The organism is Streptomyces sp. 11-1-2 (assembly GCF_003595545.1).
Classification (GTDB): domain Bacteria; phylum Actinomycetota; class Actinomycetes; order Streptomycetales; family Streptomycetaceae; genus Streptomyces; species Streptomyces hygroscopicus_B.
Genome location: NZ_CP022545.1, coordinates 8,791,701 through 8,808,904 on the forward strand (window position 1 = coordinate 8,791,701; position 17,204 = coordinate 8,808,904).

6 protein-coding genes and 2 pseudogenes are annotated in these 17,204 nt (G+C 73.0%); 3 read left to right on the plus strand and 5 right to left on the minus strand.

Translation table 11 applies throughout. The annotated features are described in order from the left end of the window. Positions 1-49 precede the first annotated feature (49 nt). From CGL27_RS37775 to CGL27_RS37790, 4 genes and pseudogenes are all read right to left on the minus strand, one after another. Positions 50-3,742, minus strand: coding sequence for a S8 family serine peptidase (locus CGL27_RS37775; RefSeq protein WP_162953154.1), 3,693 nt, complete (start codon positions 3,740-3,742; stop codon positions 50-52). 214 nt (positions 3,743-3,956) lie between these two features. Then, positions 3,957-5,500 (minus strand): annotated as a pseudogene (locus tag CGL27_RS37780) (GMC family oxidoreductase N-terminal domain-containing protein). A gap of 10 nt (positions 5,501-5,510) precedes the next feature. Continuing rightward, positions 5,511-7,062: pseudogene (locus tag CGL27_RS37785) on the minus strand (amino acid permease). Continuing rightward, positions 7,059-8,528, minus strand: a complete 1,470-nt coding sequence (locus CGL27_RS37790; protein ID WP_119992174.1) for an aldehyde dehydrogenase family protein — start codon at positions 8,526-8,528, stop codon at positions 7,059-7,061. The pseudogene CGL27_RS37785 and the gene CGL27_RS37790 overlap by 4 nt, the downstream one beginning before the upstream one ends. Before the next feature lie 524 nt (positions 8,529-9,052). Between CGL27_RS37790 and CGL27_RS37800 the strand changes: the two genes are divergently transcribed. After that, positions 9,053-12,532, plus strand: a complete 3,480-nt coding sequence (locus CGL27_RS37800; RefSeq protein ID WP_240450778.1) for a hypothetical protein — start codon at positions 9,053-9,055, stop codon at positions 12,530-12,532. Positions 12,533-12,628: 96 nt separating this feature from the next. On the opposite strand, the gene CGL27_RS52510 is transcribed toward CGL27_RS37800, so the two are convergent. After that, a complete protein-coding gene (locus tag CGL27_RS52510) occupies positions 12,629-14,635 on the minus strand; it encodes a helix-turn-helix transcriptional regulator (RefSeq protein WP_240450779.1) in 2,007 nt (668 codons plus the stop codon). 245 nt (positions 14,636-14,880) lie between these two features. Between CGL27_RS52510 and CGL27_RS37815 the strand changes: the two genes are divergently transcribed. Then, positions 14,881-15,543, plus strand: coding sequence for a hypothetical protein (locus CGL27_RS37815; RefSeq protein ID WP_119992176.1), 663 nt, complete (start codon positions 14,881-14,883; stop codon positions 15,541-15,543). Between the two features lie 782 nt (positions 15,544-16,325). Next, positions 16,326-17,006, plus strand: a complete 681-nt coding sequence (locus CGL27_RS37820; protein WP_119992177.1) for a GPP34 family phosphoprotein — start codon at positions 16,326-16,328, stop codon at positions 17,004-17,006. Positions 17,007-17,204 lie beyond the last annotated feature (198 nt).

The following is a 17,204-nucleotide window of genomic DNA, read 5'->3' on the forward strand; positions in this document are numbered from 1 at the left end:
CAACGGCACGCTAGACGTTGTTTGTTACCGCCGAAGGAATGGTTTCGGCCTACTTCAGGCCATATGCACGAATGACCGTTTGATCGATTCGATTGCCGTCGGCGTCGGCGGCCTGGAGGCGCAGGCTGACGAAGCCGTTGGTGGCGCCGAGCCGGGGATGGCCGACCGTGGCCCGGTAGCCCGTGCCGGAGCGGGTGAGCTCGACCTTCTTCCAGGTCGTGCCGTCGTCGTAGGACGCCCACGCCTTCGCGACGGTGAGCTTCGCGGCGTCAGCGCCCTCCTGGTGGCGGGGGGTCACGCCGAAGCCGAACTTTCGCCCCGCCCTGGCCTGGCCGAGCAGGTCAACGCCGAGGTCGTAGTCGATGGAGAGCAGGGGGAGGGCCGTCGCCTGGGCGGTGTGCGCGGAGGCGAAGTCCCATCGCGTGGTGGTCCTGGTCGAGTACGCCGACCAGTCGGCCTTTCGCCGGGCGTCGATCGTCAGCCGGTACGCGGCCTTTCCGGCGGGCACCTGGAAGGTGCCGGAGCCGTACGGGGCCTCGCCGACCGGCTTGCCGTCCGCGTACAGGTTCGTCTTCACCGTGTCGAACCCCTGGGCGACCCCGCCCGAGGAGCCGTAGTGGCCGGGGCCGGAGTCGGCGAACTCCGGGATGGCGAGGGTGAGTTCATCGCCCTCGCGCTGCGAGACACCGAACTCGGCGGCGGTCGTCGGACGGATCACGGGCGCCAGCCAGTCCACCGTCTGCTTCGTCCCGGGCCGATACGTCACCAGTGGCGACCACTGCCGTCCGCCGCCGCTGTCGTAGTCCTGCTGGACGGTGCGCCAGACGCGGGTGCCGGGGTCGGCGGTGTAGTACTCGGTGCGCTGGGTGCCGAGCGGGACGTCGAACGCCGACTCCAGCGAGAAGAGCTCGTGCGGGCGGAAGGTGTGCGTGGCCTCGGCGCCGATCCGCCCCTGCGCGGTGCCGTGGTAGCGGGCTGTGACCTTGGTGGTGTTGCCGCTGTTGACGGGGTAGGTGAGGTCGTCGCCGATGCCGCCGGATTCCGGCAGGACCAGGTTGTACACGTAAGGGCTGTTCGCCGTGCCGCCGAGTTCCACGGTCACCTTGCTCTGCCCCCGGCCCTCCGCGGTGAGCAGTGACAGCAGCTTGTCGCCCTCCTCCCCGGGCACGGACATGACCGGGATCGTGGCGCTGTCGACCGCGGTGAGCCAGAAGCCGCGCGTCGTCTTGCGGTACACGATGACGTAGGCCGCGCCCGCCTTGGTGGCGTTGACGACGGCGTCGTTCGGCCATCCGTCGGGCTCCAGGCCCACCAGCACGGCCTTGCCCCTCACATCCAGGCCCTCGAAGTCCGCGGGCGTGCCGCCCCCGGCGGAGATCAGCTCCACGTTGCGCTTGCCGGTGATCTTGACAGGCCGGCCGGTGTACGTATTCGCGTAGGTCGGGGTGAGTGTCACCCGCTCGGGGTCGGTGACGCTCGCGGTCAGCTCCGTCTTCTCCAACCGCCACTTGCTGTAGAACTCCAGGGTGCCGTCGGTGACCTTCTCGGTCGGCGCCGCGTAGATTCGCTTCTTCCACTTGCCCATGCTGTAGGTCAGGCCGAAGGCGTTACCGTCCTTGTCCTCCCGGTGCCAGGATGTCGTCACACCTTGGGGCTCGGTGTCCTTCTCCTCGACCTGTGGCTTGATCTCGACGGCCTTGCGCGCGTCGAGAGTGATCGAGGTGTCGTCCTTGACCTCGATCTGCGGGTCGCCGACGATGCTCGTCCCGGTCTCCTGCCGACCGCTGTCGTACACCGGGATCCAGGTGGCGAGCGAGTAGTTGCCGGCCGGAAGCTGGAAGGTGTCGGAGCTGGCCAGGAAGCCGTATTGGTTCTGCTGCCCGTCGCCGAGCTGCTGGAGGGTGAACATGGCCGGAGCCGGCTTTCCTCCGCGGTCCAGCAGATTGACGTTGAGGTTGTACAGCTTCTCCCCCTTCTCGTAGCCGACGGCCGTGGTCACCTTGACCGCGCCGCCCGCGCCGTCGTCGCCGGTCGCCGTGATGAACCCGGCGTGGCGGCCCTTGTCCGCCTTGACCGGGTCGACGGTGACCGGGACCTTGACGGCGCCGTTCGCGGGCACGGTCACGGTGTCGGAGCCGAGCGAGAGGGAGTCGCCGCCGACCGAGGACGCCAGCTTCAGCGTCACCGGCTTCGCGGTGGCGTTGGTGTACCTGATGGTCCTGGCGTCGGGCTGGTCGGCGTCGTACGCGTACTGGCCGTAGCTGAGGGTCGGGGTCCCGAAGACGCCCTGGGTGGCCGCGCGCGGTACGTCGACCCGGCCGTCGCCCTGGGTGAAGGGGCCGTCCGCCGCGCTGGTCTTGGCGGTGCTGGCCAGGGCCTCCTTGAGCTGCGAGCCGGTCCAGTCGGGGTGGGCCTGCGCGACGATCGCCGCCGCGCCCGCGACATGCGGCGTCGCCATGGAGGTGCCGCTCGCCGTGGTGTAGAGGTCGTCGACCGGCGTGCCCATGGACGTACCGGCCGCGCGGGCCGCCGTGATGTCCACACCCGGCGCGGTGATCTCGGGCTTGACCGCGTAGTCGCCGGAGCGCGGCCCACGGCTGGAGAAGGTGGCCCACTTGTCGGACTTGTCGACGGCGCCGACGGTGAGGGCCGAGTCGGCGATGCCGGGAGTCTCCACGGTCCCTTCGAACGGTCCGGAGTTGCCCGCCGCGATCACGAACAGCGCCCCGGAGGACGCCGACAACTGGTCGACCGCCTCGCTCAGCGGGTCCGAGGGGCCGGACGCCCGTCCGCCGAGCGACATGGAGATGATCTTCGCGCCGGACGACGCGGCCCACTCCATGCCCTCGATGATCCACGACGAGTAGCCCTCGCCCGCGTCGTTCAGCACCTTGCCGACCAGCAGCTTCGCGCCCGGCGCCACGCCCTTGTACTTCCCGCCGGATCCGGCGCCGCCGCCCGCGATGGTGTCCGCCACATGGGTGCCGTGGCCGTGGCCGTCCGTTACGGTCTGGTCCGGGACGAAGCTCTTGGAGTCCTCGATGGCGTCCTTGACGTCCGGATGCGTGGTGTCGATGCCGGTGTCCAGCACGGCGACCTTCACGCCCTTGCCGTCGTATCCGGCCTTCCACATCTCCGGGGCGCCGATCTGCGGGACGCTGACGTCGAGCGACGCCTTGACCTTCCGGTCCAGCCAGATCTTCCGTAACCCCTTGTCATGGCTGATGTCGGCCCAGAAGCCCGCCGCGTCGGCCTTCCTGGCGCTGAACGCCGCGCCGTCCACGCTGGGCAGGCTCAGGGTCTTGCGCGCGCCCTCGGGGGCCGGATGCGCGGCCTTGGCGCGATAGGTGGCGATGACCGGGATCGAGCCGGTCTTCTTGTCGTCGTAGCCCTGTTTGACGAGCTGTGTGATGTTGAACAGGCCCGCGTCGAGCTTGTTCGCGGAGAGTAGCCGGAGAGCGTCGACCGGGACGACGCTGATCTCCTTGCCCTTCTGGTTGGCCACGAAATCCACCGACTCGCGGCCCGCGCCTCGTTTCACCTCCACGGCGTACTTTCCGTCGGCGCCGGTGGTGACGCTGACCGTGTCGCCGGTGATCAGGGTGACCGTGTGCTGCTGCGTACGGACCGGTGGGGCCTCCGCGGCGGCCTGGGACGGCCGGCCGCTGGCCACCGGGGCGGCCATGGCGCCCATCACACCGGCGGCGCCCACCACAGCCAAGAAGCGACGCAATCTTCGCATCGGCTGGCTTCCTCCCTCATCGCATCCGACTCTCCTGTCGGAAGGTGCGATCAGAGTGGTGGCCGTCAGCGGATGTGCTCAAGGGAATCCTGTGGCCGGGGCGTGCCAACGCCCTGATCGGCCACCGGAGTCAGGGAACAGCGGAGGAGTCAGGGAACAGCACAGGAGCGCGGGGGCGTGTTACGGATGGCGCCGCTCGATCACATTTGCTTGATCACGTCTGCTTGATCATGTCCGCGCACTTCTCGCCGATCATCGTCGTCGTGACGCACGGATTGACGGCGATGAGATGCGGCATCGCCGAGCTGTCCGCGACCCGCAGCCCCGTCACGCCCTTGACCCTCAGCCGCGGATCGAGCGGGGCGTCCAGGTCCTCGGGCGCGCCCATCCGCACCGTGCACGCCGGGTGGTAGACGGTGTTGTGGGTCTCGCGGATGTAGGCGGCCAGCTCGTCCTCGCTGTGCACATCGGGCCCGGGGCCAGTTCGGCGCCCGCCCACAGGGCCAGCGCGGGCCGGGCGGCGATCTTGCGGGCGAGCAGCAGACCGCGGGTCATGATGTCGATGTCGTAGGGGTCGGTGAAGTAGCGGGGGTCGACGCGCGCCTTGTCGCGGAAGTCGCGGGTGGCCAGCCGTACGGTGCCCCGGGAGCGGGCGCGGGTGACGTTCGGGGTGAGGCAGAAGGCGTTCTCCGAAGTGGGGTAGCCACGCCGGTAGGTGTTCATGTCGAAGGGCGTCGCGCCGTAGTGGAACATCAGATCCGGGCGGTCCAGGTCGGGTTCCGTGGCGGCGAAGATGCCGATCTCCCACCACTGGGTGGACGTGTTGATCATGGGTTGCTCGGCGTTCCACATGATGACGCCCTCGGGGTGGTCCTGGAGGTTGCCACCGACCCCGGGGGAGTCCACGAGCACGTCCACCCCCGTCTCCCGCAGATGCCCGGCGGGGCCGATACCGGAGAGCATCAGCAGCTTCGGGGTGTCGATGGCGCCGCAGGAGACGATGACCTCACGGCGGGCGTGCACCCGCAGGGTGTGGATCAGATCGAGGGAGAGGTACTCGACGCCGGTGCAGCGCAGGTTCTCGTCCAGGATCAGCCGTTTGGCCTGCAGTCCGGTGCGCACCTCCAGATTGGGCCGGGAGTCCATGACGGGGTGGAGATAGGCGACCGAGGCGGAGCAGCGGGTGCCGTCCTCGCGGGCGTTGATCTGGAACCAGTTGGCGCCGCGCACCACCGTCGTCCCGGTGTTGAACGGGGTGATCGGGATGCCCGCCTCCTCGCAGGCCGCCAGCACCGCCCGGCCGCACGGGTCCTCGGGCGGCACGGTGCGGATCCGGACCGGGCCGCCGCGGCCGTGGTGGTCGCCGGGCGCGTCGTTGTCCTCCAGGCGCCGGTAGAGCAGGAAGCAGTCGGCGGCCGACCAGCCGTCCAGGCCCATGGCGGCCCATCCGTCGAGGTCCTCGGCGGGGGCCCAGAAGGCGATGCAGGAGTTGTGCGAGGAGCAGCCGCCGAGCACCTTGGCGCGGGCGTGGCGCAGAAAGCTGTTGCCCTTCTCCTGCGGTTCGACCGGGTAGTCCCAGTCGTAGCCGGACCCCAGCAGCCCCATCCAGCGGTTCAGCCGCAGGATGTTGTCGTCCCCGACGTCGGAGGGGCCCGCCTCCAGCAGGCAGACGCTCACCGAGGGGTCCTCGGACAGCCGCGACGCGACGACCGATCCGGCCGTACCGCCACCGACCACCACGTAGTCGAACTGGTCCACGGGCCTCTCCTCACGGGGTGGTGGCGGCCGCGTGTTCGGCGAGCACACCCGTACGGGTCCGCTGGACGAACCAGTAGTAGGTGAAGCCGCCCAGTGCGACCACGCCGACGAACAGGACCGCCCCCCAGCGCAGATACCAGTGCTGCGGTCCGGTGGCGTTGTAGACCTGGGCCCGTGGCCAGGCGAGGTTGACGGTCATCGCGGTGCCCCACAGCACGGCCAGCACATTGACCGGCAGCCCCAGCCGCCCCAGCGAGAAGCGGCCCTCGGCCGGGCGCCATTCGCCCTTCAGCCGCCGTACCAGCATGGGCAGGGTGACCATCAGATACGCGAAATAGATCATGATGATCGCGATGCTGGTGACCACGGAGAAGATCTGCGGCTGGTTGATGTTGAGGACCAGGATCGCGATGGCCACCAGCCCGATCAGGATCGCCGGCAGCAGCGGGGTCTGGAACCGCGGATGGACCCGGGCCAGCCGGGAGCCGCCGGGCAGGTTGTTGGCGAACATCAGCCGGATGGCGGCGGTGTGCACGGCCAGCGCGCATACGGTGATCGCGATGACCACGCACCACAGCACCATCAGGCCCACGCCGTGGCCGAGCGAGGAGAGCACCACGAACTGCAGACCGTCCGCCGCCAGCCGTTTGTCGTGCGGATTCGGCACCGCCATGAGCGCGAAGAGCAGGATGAGCCCGCCGAGGGCGAACGACGCCACCAGCGCCCGCAGGATGGCGTGTGGCGCGTTACGGCCCGGGTCCACGGACTCCTCGCCCAGCGAGGACGCCGTGTCGAAGCCGTACATCACATACGCCGAGGCGAGCGAAGCGGTGAGGAACGCGCCGAGATAGCCCAGCGATTGACCCTGGCCATGGCCGAAGGTGTCCAGCACCACGGACGGGCCGCGGGCGATGTTCGCGGCCAGCAGCAGGATCAGCACGACCGTGGCGATCAGCTCGATGGCCACGCCCGCGGAGTTGATACGGGCCATCAGCTTCACCCCGAAGCCGTTGATCATCATGGTGAACAGGATCAGCACACTGCCGAGCAGCACCGCGTTGGCCGCGCGCTCGGTCCCGGTGGAGCCGTCACCGATGAACTGGAACAACGAGGAGATCTGCGGCAGCGTCACCTGGTACGCGAGCGCCACTGCCGCCAGCGACACCATCGAGGCCGTCATCATCATCCAGCCGCCCAGCCGCCCAGCCGCCCAGCCAGCCCACATGCGGACCGCCCAGCAGCTTGGACCAGTTGTAGACCGAACCGGCCACCGGATAGCGGCCGGCCAGCTCGGCGAAGCTCAGCGCCACCATGAGCTGCCCGCTGAACACCATCGGCCATGACCACCAGTACGCCGGGCCGCCGTGCGCGACACCGAAGTAGAAGAGCTGGAAGGTGCCGGTCAGGATGGAGATGTAGCTGATCCCGGCGGCGAAGGTGTGGAAGTTGCCCAGGGTGCGCTTGAGTTCCGGACGGTAGCCGAGTTCGGCGAGCGAGTCGTCGTCATGCGAACCGCCCGGCTTGGGCTTGGGCGGCGGTCCTGCCGACTCGCTCGCCGTCATTCGAACCACCGTTGCGGACGGGGTGCGGTGTTGCGCCAGATGTGCTTGAGCTCCTGGTACTCGTGCAGACCCGACGGGCCCAGCTCACGGCCGATACCGGACTGCTTCATCCCGCCCCACTCGGCCTGCGGGACATACGGATGGAAGTCGTTGATCCATACGGTCCCGGCCCGCAGCCGGGACGCCACCCGCTGCGCCTTCTCCGCGTCCTGCGTCCACACCCCGCCCGCCAGGCCGTACACCGTGTCATTGCCGAGGGCCACCGCCTCGTCCTCGTCCCGGAACCGCTCCACGGTGAGCACCGGGCCGAAGGACTCGTCCTGCACCACGGACATGTCCGGGGTGCAGTCGTCCAGGACGGTCGGCAGGAAGTAGTAGCCCTTCTCCAGGTCCGGATCGTCGGGCGGGGTTCCGCCGCAGCGCAGTACCGCGCCCTCGTCGATCCCCGCCGCCACATAGTCGGCGATCTTCTGGCGGTGCTCGGCGGAGATCAGCGGCCCGGTGCGGGCGTGCTCGTCGAACGGCCCGCCCAGCCGGATGTTCCGGGCGCGATGGACGATCTCGTCGACGAACGCGTCATGGAGCTGCTCCTGGACCAGCAACCGGGCGCCGGCCGAGCAGACCTGCCCGGAGTGCAGGAACACCGCCGTGAGCGCGTAGTCGACCGCGGTGTCGAAATCGCAGTCGGTGAAGACGATATTGGGGTTCTTTCCGCCCAGCTCCAGGGCCAGCTTCTTCACCGTGGGCGCGACGGCCGACATGATCCAGCGCCCGGTGACCACCCCGCCGGTGAACGACACCATGTCCACCCGTTCGTCCGTGACCAGCGGCGCGCCCGCGGTGGCCCCCGAACCAAGGATCAGATTGGCGGCGCCACCGGGCAGCCCGGCCTCCGTCAGCAGCCGCATCAGATGGATCGCGGTGTGCGGGGTCAGCTCGCTCGGCTTGAGGACGAAGGTGTTCCCGGCGGCCAGCGCGGGCGCCACCTTCCAGGCCGTCTGCAGCAGCGGGTAGTTCCACGGCGTGATCAGCACACAGACCCCGACCGGTTCGTGCACCACCCTGCTGTCGATCTCCGTGCTGCCCACCTCCATCACACGGCCTGCACTGGCGGAGGAGGCGAGGTTGCCGAAGTAGCGGAAGCAGTTCGCGATGTCGTCGAGGTCGTACTCGCTCTCGACCATCCGCTTCCCGGTGTCCAGGGACTCGGCGCGGGCGAGCGTCGGCTTCTCGCGCTCCAGCAGATCGGCCACCCGCAGCAGCAGCGCGCCCCGGTCGGCGGCCGGGGTGCCGGGCCACGATCCGCGGTCGAAGGCGTCCCGGGCGGCCGCCACCGCGGCGGCGGCATCGCCCGGCCCCGCCTCGTCGACCACGGCTACCAGCGAGCCGTCCGCCGGACAGCGGATCTCGCGACTGTGTCCGTCGAGGGCGGTCGTCCAATGGCCGCCGATGAACAGCTCCGGCATGGGCTCCTCCGGGCTCGGACGACGGGGCAGGTCCCGAGGTGGATCCGTCGACGCACCCGGCCAGCCCACACACCGAGCGTAAGCGGCACCGGTCACCCTCGCACGGCGTAGGGAAGCCGCGGAAGCCGCGGAAGCCGCGGGCGCGGCGGGGATGTGAGCGGATGCCCCGGGGGTCCCCGGTGGTCCCCGGTGGTCCCGGCCGGTCCCGCTGGTCCCGCTGGTCCCGGTGGCCCCGGCGGGATCGGTGGGATTGGCGGGATTGGCGGGATTGGCGGGATCGGTGGGGTCGGGCGAGGTCGGGCGAGCCCGGCCGGGGCGCGCCCGGGGTCGCCGCCGGGCTGCGGGTCGCCGAGGCCGTGTGCACCGCGGCCCGGACTGCGGCACGCGCGGGCGGGACGCGAGCGACCACGGCCGGGCACGCGAGGGGGCGGGGCCGGGCGCGAGGGGCCGGGGCGACGGGTGCTCCGGGAATCCATCTTCCCGCGGGACGTGCGATCGGACGTGTGAGCGGCACAATCGCTGGCATGGTCAACGCGTCCGAAGCCCACCTTCGCTCCGAGCCCAGCCGTGGGCTCGAAGCCCACCGCGGTTCCGAATCCCACGGCGCCCTCGCCGACGAGCTGCTCGCCGTCCTCGATCCGCTGCCCTTCCCGCGCCGGATGCGGGAGCTGGCCAGGCGGGCGAGGGCGGCCAGTGCCGAGGGGCGGCTGGGTGTGCTGATCGAGGCGCTGGAGCGGCGCGGGACGTACGAGCGGCGGCTGGCGGCCGTGGCCGCGGCCGCCGGTGGGCGGACCGCCCATCTCGCTGCGCGGCTCGCGGACCCGGACCCCGTGGTGCGGCACCGCGCCCTCGACACCGCCCGCCGCGGCGGCCCCGGCGCGATCGCGGACGACGCGCTGGAGGCGGCCTTCGAGGACGCGCCCGCCACCGTACGGCGCGAACTGGTGCGCACCGTCGTGGCCGGGCGGCGCACCGCGCTCGCGGACCGGCTGATCGAGCCGTTCCGGGAGCGCTGGGGCGACAGCGAGGCCGCCCGCCTGCTCCCCGGATGCGGGGCGGAGACCGTGGCGCGGCTGCTGCCCGGGCTGTTCCACGCCGTCCGCGCCTGGCGGCCTCTCGTCTCCCGCCATCCGGTGGCCGTCCTGGACGAGGCGGCGCGCCAACTCACCGCGCTGCCCGCACCGCTGCGCGCCGACTGGTGGACCCGTTACGCGTCCTGTGTCGCGCTCGCCGCGCCCGCCCGGCCTCAGCGAGTGCTGGAGCTGCTGGAGGACCACTGCCAGGGCCCGCTGCCCGCCTCCGTACGGGCCCGGCTGTCCGCGCTGGTGGCCGCCGAGCCCGGCGGCACGCTGCGGCTGCTGCTCGCCCCCGAGCACAGCGGCACCCGGCGCCGGCTGGACCGGGCCGTGCTGCGCCGGATCGTCCGCGCCGACCCGCCCGAGCTCGCCGAGCTGGGCCGGGCCCTGCGGCACGACGCCGACGCCCTCGCCCGGCTGCTGGCCGCGCTGCCGCCTGCCCGCCGCGCCGCGTTCTACGACGCGGCCACGGACGGACGCGACCCCGCCCACGCCGTCATCGAACCGGCCGTGCTGGAGGTCCTGCCGCGCCCCCGCCGCCAGGCCGAGGCCCGCCGGATGGCCGCCCAGGCGCGCGAGCGCGGCGCGCCCTGGACCACCGTCCTGGAGTCGGTGGCCCATCTGCCGGTCGACGAGGCGCGCGAGGAGCTGCTGGCCGCCGTGCGCCGCTCCTCGGCCGAGGACCGCGCCCTGGCCTATCCGCTGCTGATCCAGTGCGTCGCCCGCTCCGGCGACCCGGACGCCGTCACCGACCTGCTGCACCTGCTGGAGCGGCTGCGCAATGAGCAGGACCCGGTGCGCTCCGCGGCGCTCGGCGCGCTCGCCCGCACTCACCCCGCGCTGTTCACCGACGGCGCCGCCGAGCATCTGGACCGCATCGCGGCCGAGGCGATCTCCGCCCGCGACTCGTCCTCCGCCACCCGCCAGGCGCTGCGCCACCTCGCCGTGGCGCTGCTGCGCGAACACGCCGTCACCGGGCGGCGGCAGTTGCTGGGCTGGGCGCTGCGCACCCTCACCCGGCTCGCGGGCAGCGTCGGCGCCGCCGACCTGGGCCGCCTCGACCACCAACTGCCGCGCGGCCAGGAGCAGGCGGTGTTCGAGGCGCTGCGGCCCTGGCTGGAGGCGGGCGCCGAACGGGTCGACCACGAGCTGACCTTCGCCCTCGCCCGCTCCCTCGGACAGCGCGCCCACACCCTGCCCGAGCTGCAGGAACTCCTATGGCAGGCCATCTCGTTCGGCAGCGACGCGACGGTCCGCACCGCCATCGGGCTATGGCTGGAACCACCGGCGGAGCGGGACGCCCGCGTGGCCGAGCTGCTGGCCCACGAGCCCTCGGCGGCCGTGCTGCCGCCCGTCCTGGCCGTGCTGACCCGCCGTCGCACCGACCTGCTCGACCTCGTCCTCGACGACACCCCGCCGTACGGGCGCTTCCTCACCCCCGGCACCCACTGGACCCCGCCCACCGGCCGGGACACCGGCCGCCTGCTGTCCCGCCAACAGGCCGCCGCCGCCCGCCTCCTGGACCGCGCCGCCGCCGACACCTCCCTACGGCCACAGCAGCGGGCGGCAGCCATCGCCGACGCCGCGCTGATCCCCGGCACCGGCGCGGCCACCGTCCGGACCTGGGCCGCCGCCCCGGATGTGGTCCTGGCCGAGGCCGCGCTCGCCGCCCTCGCCCGGACCGACCGCCCCGGGGACGCGCTGCCCGCCCTGCTGGCCCACGCGGGCGGCGACCGGGCCCGGGTGGCGGTGTACGCGGCCACCAGAGCGGCCCGGTACGCCGAGCCGTCACGGCTGGGGCGACTGGTCCGCGGGGTGCTCGCGCCGGACGGGGTCGCCACGGCCGTACCGCCCGTCCCCGCGAAGGTCACCAGCCGTAAGGAGGCCGTCCGGCTCGCCGCCACCCTGCTCCCGGTGACCGACGCCGCCGCGCTGCTCGCCGACGCGTTCGAACTGCCCGGCCAACACCCCGATGTGCAGGCCGCCTGCGTCGCCTTCGCCACCCGGCCGCTCGACGCCGAACGCTCCTGGGAGCTGCTGACCGCCGCCGCGAGCGGACGGCGCGAACTGCGCCACGCCGTGCTGCGCACCCGCCCGCTGGACCTCCCCGAGGCGCACCGCGGCCGCTACGCCCAGCTCATACGCGTCGTCTGCGACACCGACGACCCCGAGGTGGCGGCGGCCGGATACGGGGCGCTGGCCGGGTGGTCACCGTGGGCGCCGGACGCCGCGGCCGTGCTGGTCGCGGCCGTCACCGACCTGGGCAACCGGGCGAGCTGGCGGCCCGCCGCCGACGCTCTGCTGGACCTGATGGCCGCGGCCCCTGACGGGTCGCCCGGCGACAACCCGCTGGCCTGGGCGCTCGCCGCGCTGGTCACCGCCGACGCCCGGCCCGGCGGCCCCGACGCCGAACCGGACCGCGACCGCCCCGCCCGCCGCCGTATCCAGCACCTCGTCGACCGGCTCGCCACCCGGGCCCGGATGCGGCCCCGCGTGACTCGGCGCACCGCGCGGGCCGCGGGTGAACTCCTCGCCGGATACGAGACGTTCGTCCAGGAGGCCGCCCATGTGCTGGTGAACGCCCTCGACCTGGACGCCCGACCCGGCCCGCTGTCCGCCGGGCTCGCCCGCCTCGCCCGGCTGCACACCACCCGCCCCGCGCTCGCCGTCCGCACCGCCGACGCCCTGCGCCGACGGCTGAACACCGCGCTGCGGCCGGGCTCCGACGCCGGTCTGCTGCGTGCCGCGGGACAGCTCGACGAGGACGGAGGCCACGCCTCCGGGCTGTTCGCCGCGACCCTTACCGAGGTGGGCGGGGCGCGTACGGAATGGGCGGAGCCCTGGCGGGAACGGGTGCGCTCGCTGCGCGGCCATCCGCACGCGGATGTCCGGGACGCGGCGCTGCGGCTGACGACGACGGTGGAGTGAAGACGCTGTCGCCGGTGGGGCGGGACGGCGCCGCCGGTGGAGTGAGATGGCGTCGCCGGTTGGGCGGGACGGCGCCGCCGCCGGGTGCTCAGTCGCTCAGTCGCTCGGGTGCCAGGAGCCGTCGGTGTAGTCGTAGGCGTACTGCGGGCGTCCCTTGATGCTGCTGGTGCGGAACGGCGAGCCGTGGTCGTCGATCCGCAGCGTCCCCGAGCGGCCGCCGCTCGTCCAGTCCAGCTCCAGGTACCAACTGCAGTCGCAGCCGGCCGTCCGGGCGTTGACGAGCAGCACCTCCGGGTCGGAGGCCGAGACGCGGTAGGGGAAGCGGACGGCGGGGATCGGCTTGCCCGCGTCGTTGCCCTCGGTGGGGCGGGCCAGCGGACGGGCGGCGTCCAGGTTCAGCGAGAAGGCGCGCGGGGTGAGGGAGCCGCCGCAGCCGTTGTCCATGGCGAACGACGACCACGCGAGCGGGGTGCGGCGGCCCACTACCCGTACGTGCAGGGCCTGCAGGACGACGGCCGACGAGGCCCGGCCCTGCACCGTGACCTCCACGTTGGTGGTCCCGCCGTGCACCGCGTCATGGGCGGCGGCCCAGGTCGGGGCGTCCTGTTCGGTGGGCGGCGGGGCGACCTCGGAGGGGGACCGGTCGATGAGATAGCGGTGGCCGCAGCCGTTCTCCCAGACATGGGAACGGGTGGAGAGGGTGAGCGGGACCTGGGTGGAGCCGCCGCCGTCCGGGCCCTTGGAGGTGCCGGGCGCGGGGGAGCCGGAGGCGCCCCCATTGGCCCTCTGCTCCTTGCCGCGCTCGCCCTTACCGTCCTTCTTGTCGCCATGCGGTGCGCCGGATGCCTCGTCGCCGTCCGTCTTCTGACGGTCCAGATGCCCGCGGGCGGTCGGCCCGGCGTGCGGCCTGGACGAGGGGGCGGCGGAGCGGGGTGAGGCCGCGGCGTCCTTACGGCCGTCCTCGCCGGGCGGCCGTACCTCGACCGCGGTGACGGCGAGCACGACGACGGCGGCGGCCCCGGCCAATAACGCCCACGGCCGCCGAGCCCGTGACACGACGGCGGTGCCACCGTCGCTCCCCGACACCGCCCGCAACCGCCTCCGCGCGGTGGCGGCGGATCCGGCGTCGTCCGTGGGCGCGGTCTTGTCCGTGGGCGCGGCGTGGGGCTGGGCCTGCCCGGCGGCTGCGGACGGTGCCCGGGCACCGACGGCGCGCTTGGTGGTGTCCCCGGTGTCGCCGGTGTCCCTGGTGTCGCCGCGTTGGCGCGGGTTCCTCGGGTTTCCGTCCTGGTGTGCGGCCCCGCCACGGCGTGCGGAGCCTTGGCCGCCCGATGAGGGGTCGGTCGCGGAGGCAGTGCGGTGCGCGGCCGGGACGCCGGACGTCGGCGTGGCCCTCGAAGCGTCGGCCGGGGTGGCGGTGCCCTGCCGTTCATCGGCGGTGTCTTGGCGCGCATCGGCTGCCGCGTACGGCTGAGCGTCGCGGGAGCGCCCACCCGCTTCCGGCCCGGTGCCGTCTCCGGCCGGGCCGGTCGGAGCGGGCGCGCCCCGGGGAGTGTCTGTCACCGGGCCCGGGCCCGGGCCGGAGGCGGCGACGTGCCCCCGGTGGCGGCCGGCGTCCGGGCGGGCGCCGGGAGTGGCGGCGGTCCCAGAGTTGTCCGACGGGTCGTCGTCGCCTTCTCGTGCGTCGGCTGACGGGCGCGGCTCACCGTCACCGCACCGCGCGTCCGCCTCGGGTCCGGGCGCGGTGCCGTCCGCTGCCGGGCGGTCGGCCACGCCCCCGCGCGGGGCCGACGCCGTGCCGTCGGTCACCGGTCGGCCGGTCGCGCTCTCGCGATCGGCCTCGCGTGCGCGGCGTCTGGAGGCGTCCGCGAGGATCCAGCGGCGGTGGAGCGCGAGCAGTTCCTCCGGGGTGGCGCCGCACAGCCGGGCGAAGCGCTCGACGGAGGCGTACTCCGCCGGGACCGCGTCGCCGTTGCAGTAGCGGTGCAGCGTGGACGTGCTGACGTGCAGTCGTGTGGCCAGCGAGCCGTAGCTGCGGCCCGAGCGCTCCTTCAGCACCCGCAGCCTCTCGGCGAAGTCCTCAACCTCTTTGGCGTTCCCCACGCCACCACCCCCCATATCGTCCCCGGCACCGCGACTTCGTCCCGTGAGCGTTCCACGGGCGCGTTCCAGGGTGTTGTCATACCCCCAAGTCAGCGTACGTGCAGGCATTCCAGCGTCCCGCATGCCCCGCCGGTCGTAGCGGCCACGGCCAGCTGGCGCACACGCTTGTCCTGCCGTCGCGACCTCCCGGTGCGGCGGCGGACCTGCACAGATCCTTAGATCGGGAAGAGACGAGGAAACACTTCATGCGCAAGCCCACGCACACATTCCGCGGCGCCGCGCTCGGCGTCGTGGCCGCGGCCGCCGTCGTGGCCGTGGCCGGGACCGGGCCGGCCCAGGCCCACGCACCGTCGGCCCGGGCGGAGGCGCAGGCGGCCGTACCGCAGGGCACCCCCGGCCACCTCGTGCCGAGGGAGCTCCCGCCGCACCCGAGTTCGGACTGGTACGCGAGTGATGTCACTCGGGGCCTGCCCGAGACCGCTCCGTTCTGCGTGGAGAAGACCCTGCCGTCGGCCGGGGCGACCCATCGCACCTTCTGGACCGAGTACGACACCAGCGCCACCCAGATCGTGGTCAGGACCGGCACGGTGGAGGCGGCCCGCAAGCTCGCCGCCGCGGCCGAGAAGAAGATCCAGAACTGCGCCGCGGACTGGGTGCGCGACTACCCGCAGGGCACCGCCTCAGGGCGGGACTACGGCGCGCTGACGGCCGAGGACGGCGCCCATGTCTACGGCGTCCACACCTCGTACCCGGACTCGGAGCCCGGCATCCACCTCTTCGGGGTGGGGCGCGACGGCCGGACCGTCACCGTCGTGTCGTGGGGCGAGATGGGCGGCTACGACCAGGCCCCGGTGGCCGACTTCAAGCGGACCACCACGACGGCCGTGGTCAAGCTGTACCACCCGTGAGCAGGGCCTGACGGAGCTCTGACGGAGCCCGACGGGGGCGGCGCGGGGGCCGAGGGGCCGAGGAGCCGAGGGCCGACGGGGGTGACGGGCCCGAGGGGCCGGACGGGGGCGATGCGGCCTGAGGGGCAACGGGGGGCGACGCGGCCTGAGGGGGCGACGGGGGTTACACGCACTAGGGAGCCGACGGGGGGCACGGCCAGACGGGGGGTCGACGGGGGACACGGCCCGAGGGGCTGACGGGGGTGAGACGGCCCGAGGGGGCTGACGGAGGACGCGGCCCGAGGAGGGCCGACAGGGGGTCACATGGCCCGACGGGCCGACGGGGGTGTCAGGTCCGAGCGGGCCAACGGGGGAATGGGGCCGATGGCGGCTACGCGTACACACGGGGGTACGCGTGGCCGCCATCTCCGCGTGTCCCGGGCCCTGCCCAGTCCCGTACGGAGGCGACGGGCCCTGGAGTGGCCGGGACCCAGTGGCGGGCCTGCCGTATCCCGTACGGAGGCGAAGAGCCCTGGAGCGGCCGAGACCCGGGGCCGGGCCTGCCGTATCTCGGGCGGAGGCGTATCTCGGGCGGAGTCGAAGAGCCTCGGGGCGGCCGAGACCCGGGGCCGGGTCTGCCGTGTCCCGTACGGAGGCGCGGGGGCCTGGGGCGGCCGAGCCCCCGGGAGGATGACGTGTCCGGCCCCGCCGGAACCTCGGGGCGGAGGGTCGATCATGGGGGCGCGTGGCCGATATGGTCGAGGTACGCCGCCCCACCGGACGCCCGACCGTCGGAGGTTCCCATGCCGAACGGCTCGCTCTCCCTCGCCGCCTCCCTCTACCTGCTCTCCTACGATCCCGAGACCGGTCGGCCCACCGGTGCTCATACCGCCCTCCTCGTCCGCGCCGCCGCCCTTACCGAACTCGTTCAGCGGGGCATGCTCACCGACACCGACGGCAGCCCCTGTCCGGTGGCCGACGCCGCCACGGGAGACCGGGCGCTCGACGGGCTGCTGGAGCTGATCGGCGAATCCCGGCCGCGCAGTTGGCAGATCTGGGTGGGACATCAGCCGCGGCTGACCGAGCACGCGGTCCGCGACCAGATGGTGGCGGCCGGTTATGTGCGGGCGAAGGGGAGGCGGGTGCTGGGGCTCTTCCCGGCCAAGGAGTACACGCTGGAACGGCCCGATCAGGTGGCCGGGATGCGGGATGACGCGGTGCGCGTACTGCACGGCGAGCAGCCGGCGGCCGAAGTGTCCGAACGGGAAGCGGCGTTGGTCACCCTGGCGGCGGCGGGCGAGCTGCGGGCCGTGGTGACGGCCACGGACGCCAAGGTCCGCAAGCACCGGATCCTCGAACTGGGGGAGCGCTGCGGGGGCATGGGGCCGGTACTGGAGAAGGTGATCGCCCAGGTGCGGACGGCACTCGCCGCCGCCGTCGCCACGGCCATGCTGGCGGCGACCACGGCCGCGACCGCCACCTGACCCCCTCACCGTAAGGGCGGGCTCGAGCGCCTGTACGGGCTCACGGGTGTCCGCCGTACGGGCTTCACGGGTGTCCGCCGTACGGGCTCACGAGGTCCGTAAGGGCGGCTCACAGGTGTCCGTACGGACGGGCTCCAGGTGTCCGTACGGGCGGTCTCACGGGTGTCCGCACGGACAGGCTCACTTGGTCCGTACGGG

Excerpts from the sequence above, each read along its gene's own strand:
- CGL27_RS37775 (WP_162953154.1), bottom strand. The coding sequence starts at position 3,742 with ATGCGAAGATTGCGTCGCTTCTTGGCTGTGGTGGGCGCCGCCGGTGTG.
- CGL27_RS37790 (WP_119992174.1), bottom strand. The coding sequence starts at position 8,528 with ATGCCGGAGCTGTTCATCGGCGGCCATTGGACGACCGCCCTCGACGGA.
- CGL27_RS37800 (WP_240450778.1), top strand. The coding sequence starts at position 9,053 with ATGGTCAACGCGTCCGAAGCCCACCTTCGCTCCGAGCCCAGCCGTGGG.
- CGL27_RS37815 (WP_119992176.1), top strand. The coding sequence starts at position 14,881 with ATGCGCAAGCCCACGCACACATTCCGCGGCGCCGCGCTCGGCGTCGTG.
- CGL27_RS37820 (WP_119992177.1), top strand. The coding sequence starts at position 16,326 with ATGCCGAACGGCTCGCTCTCCCTCGCCGCCTCCCTCTACCTGCTCTCC.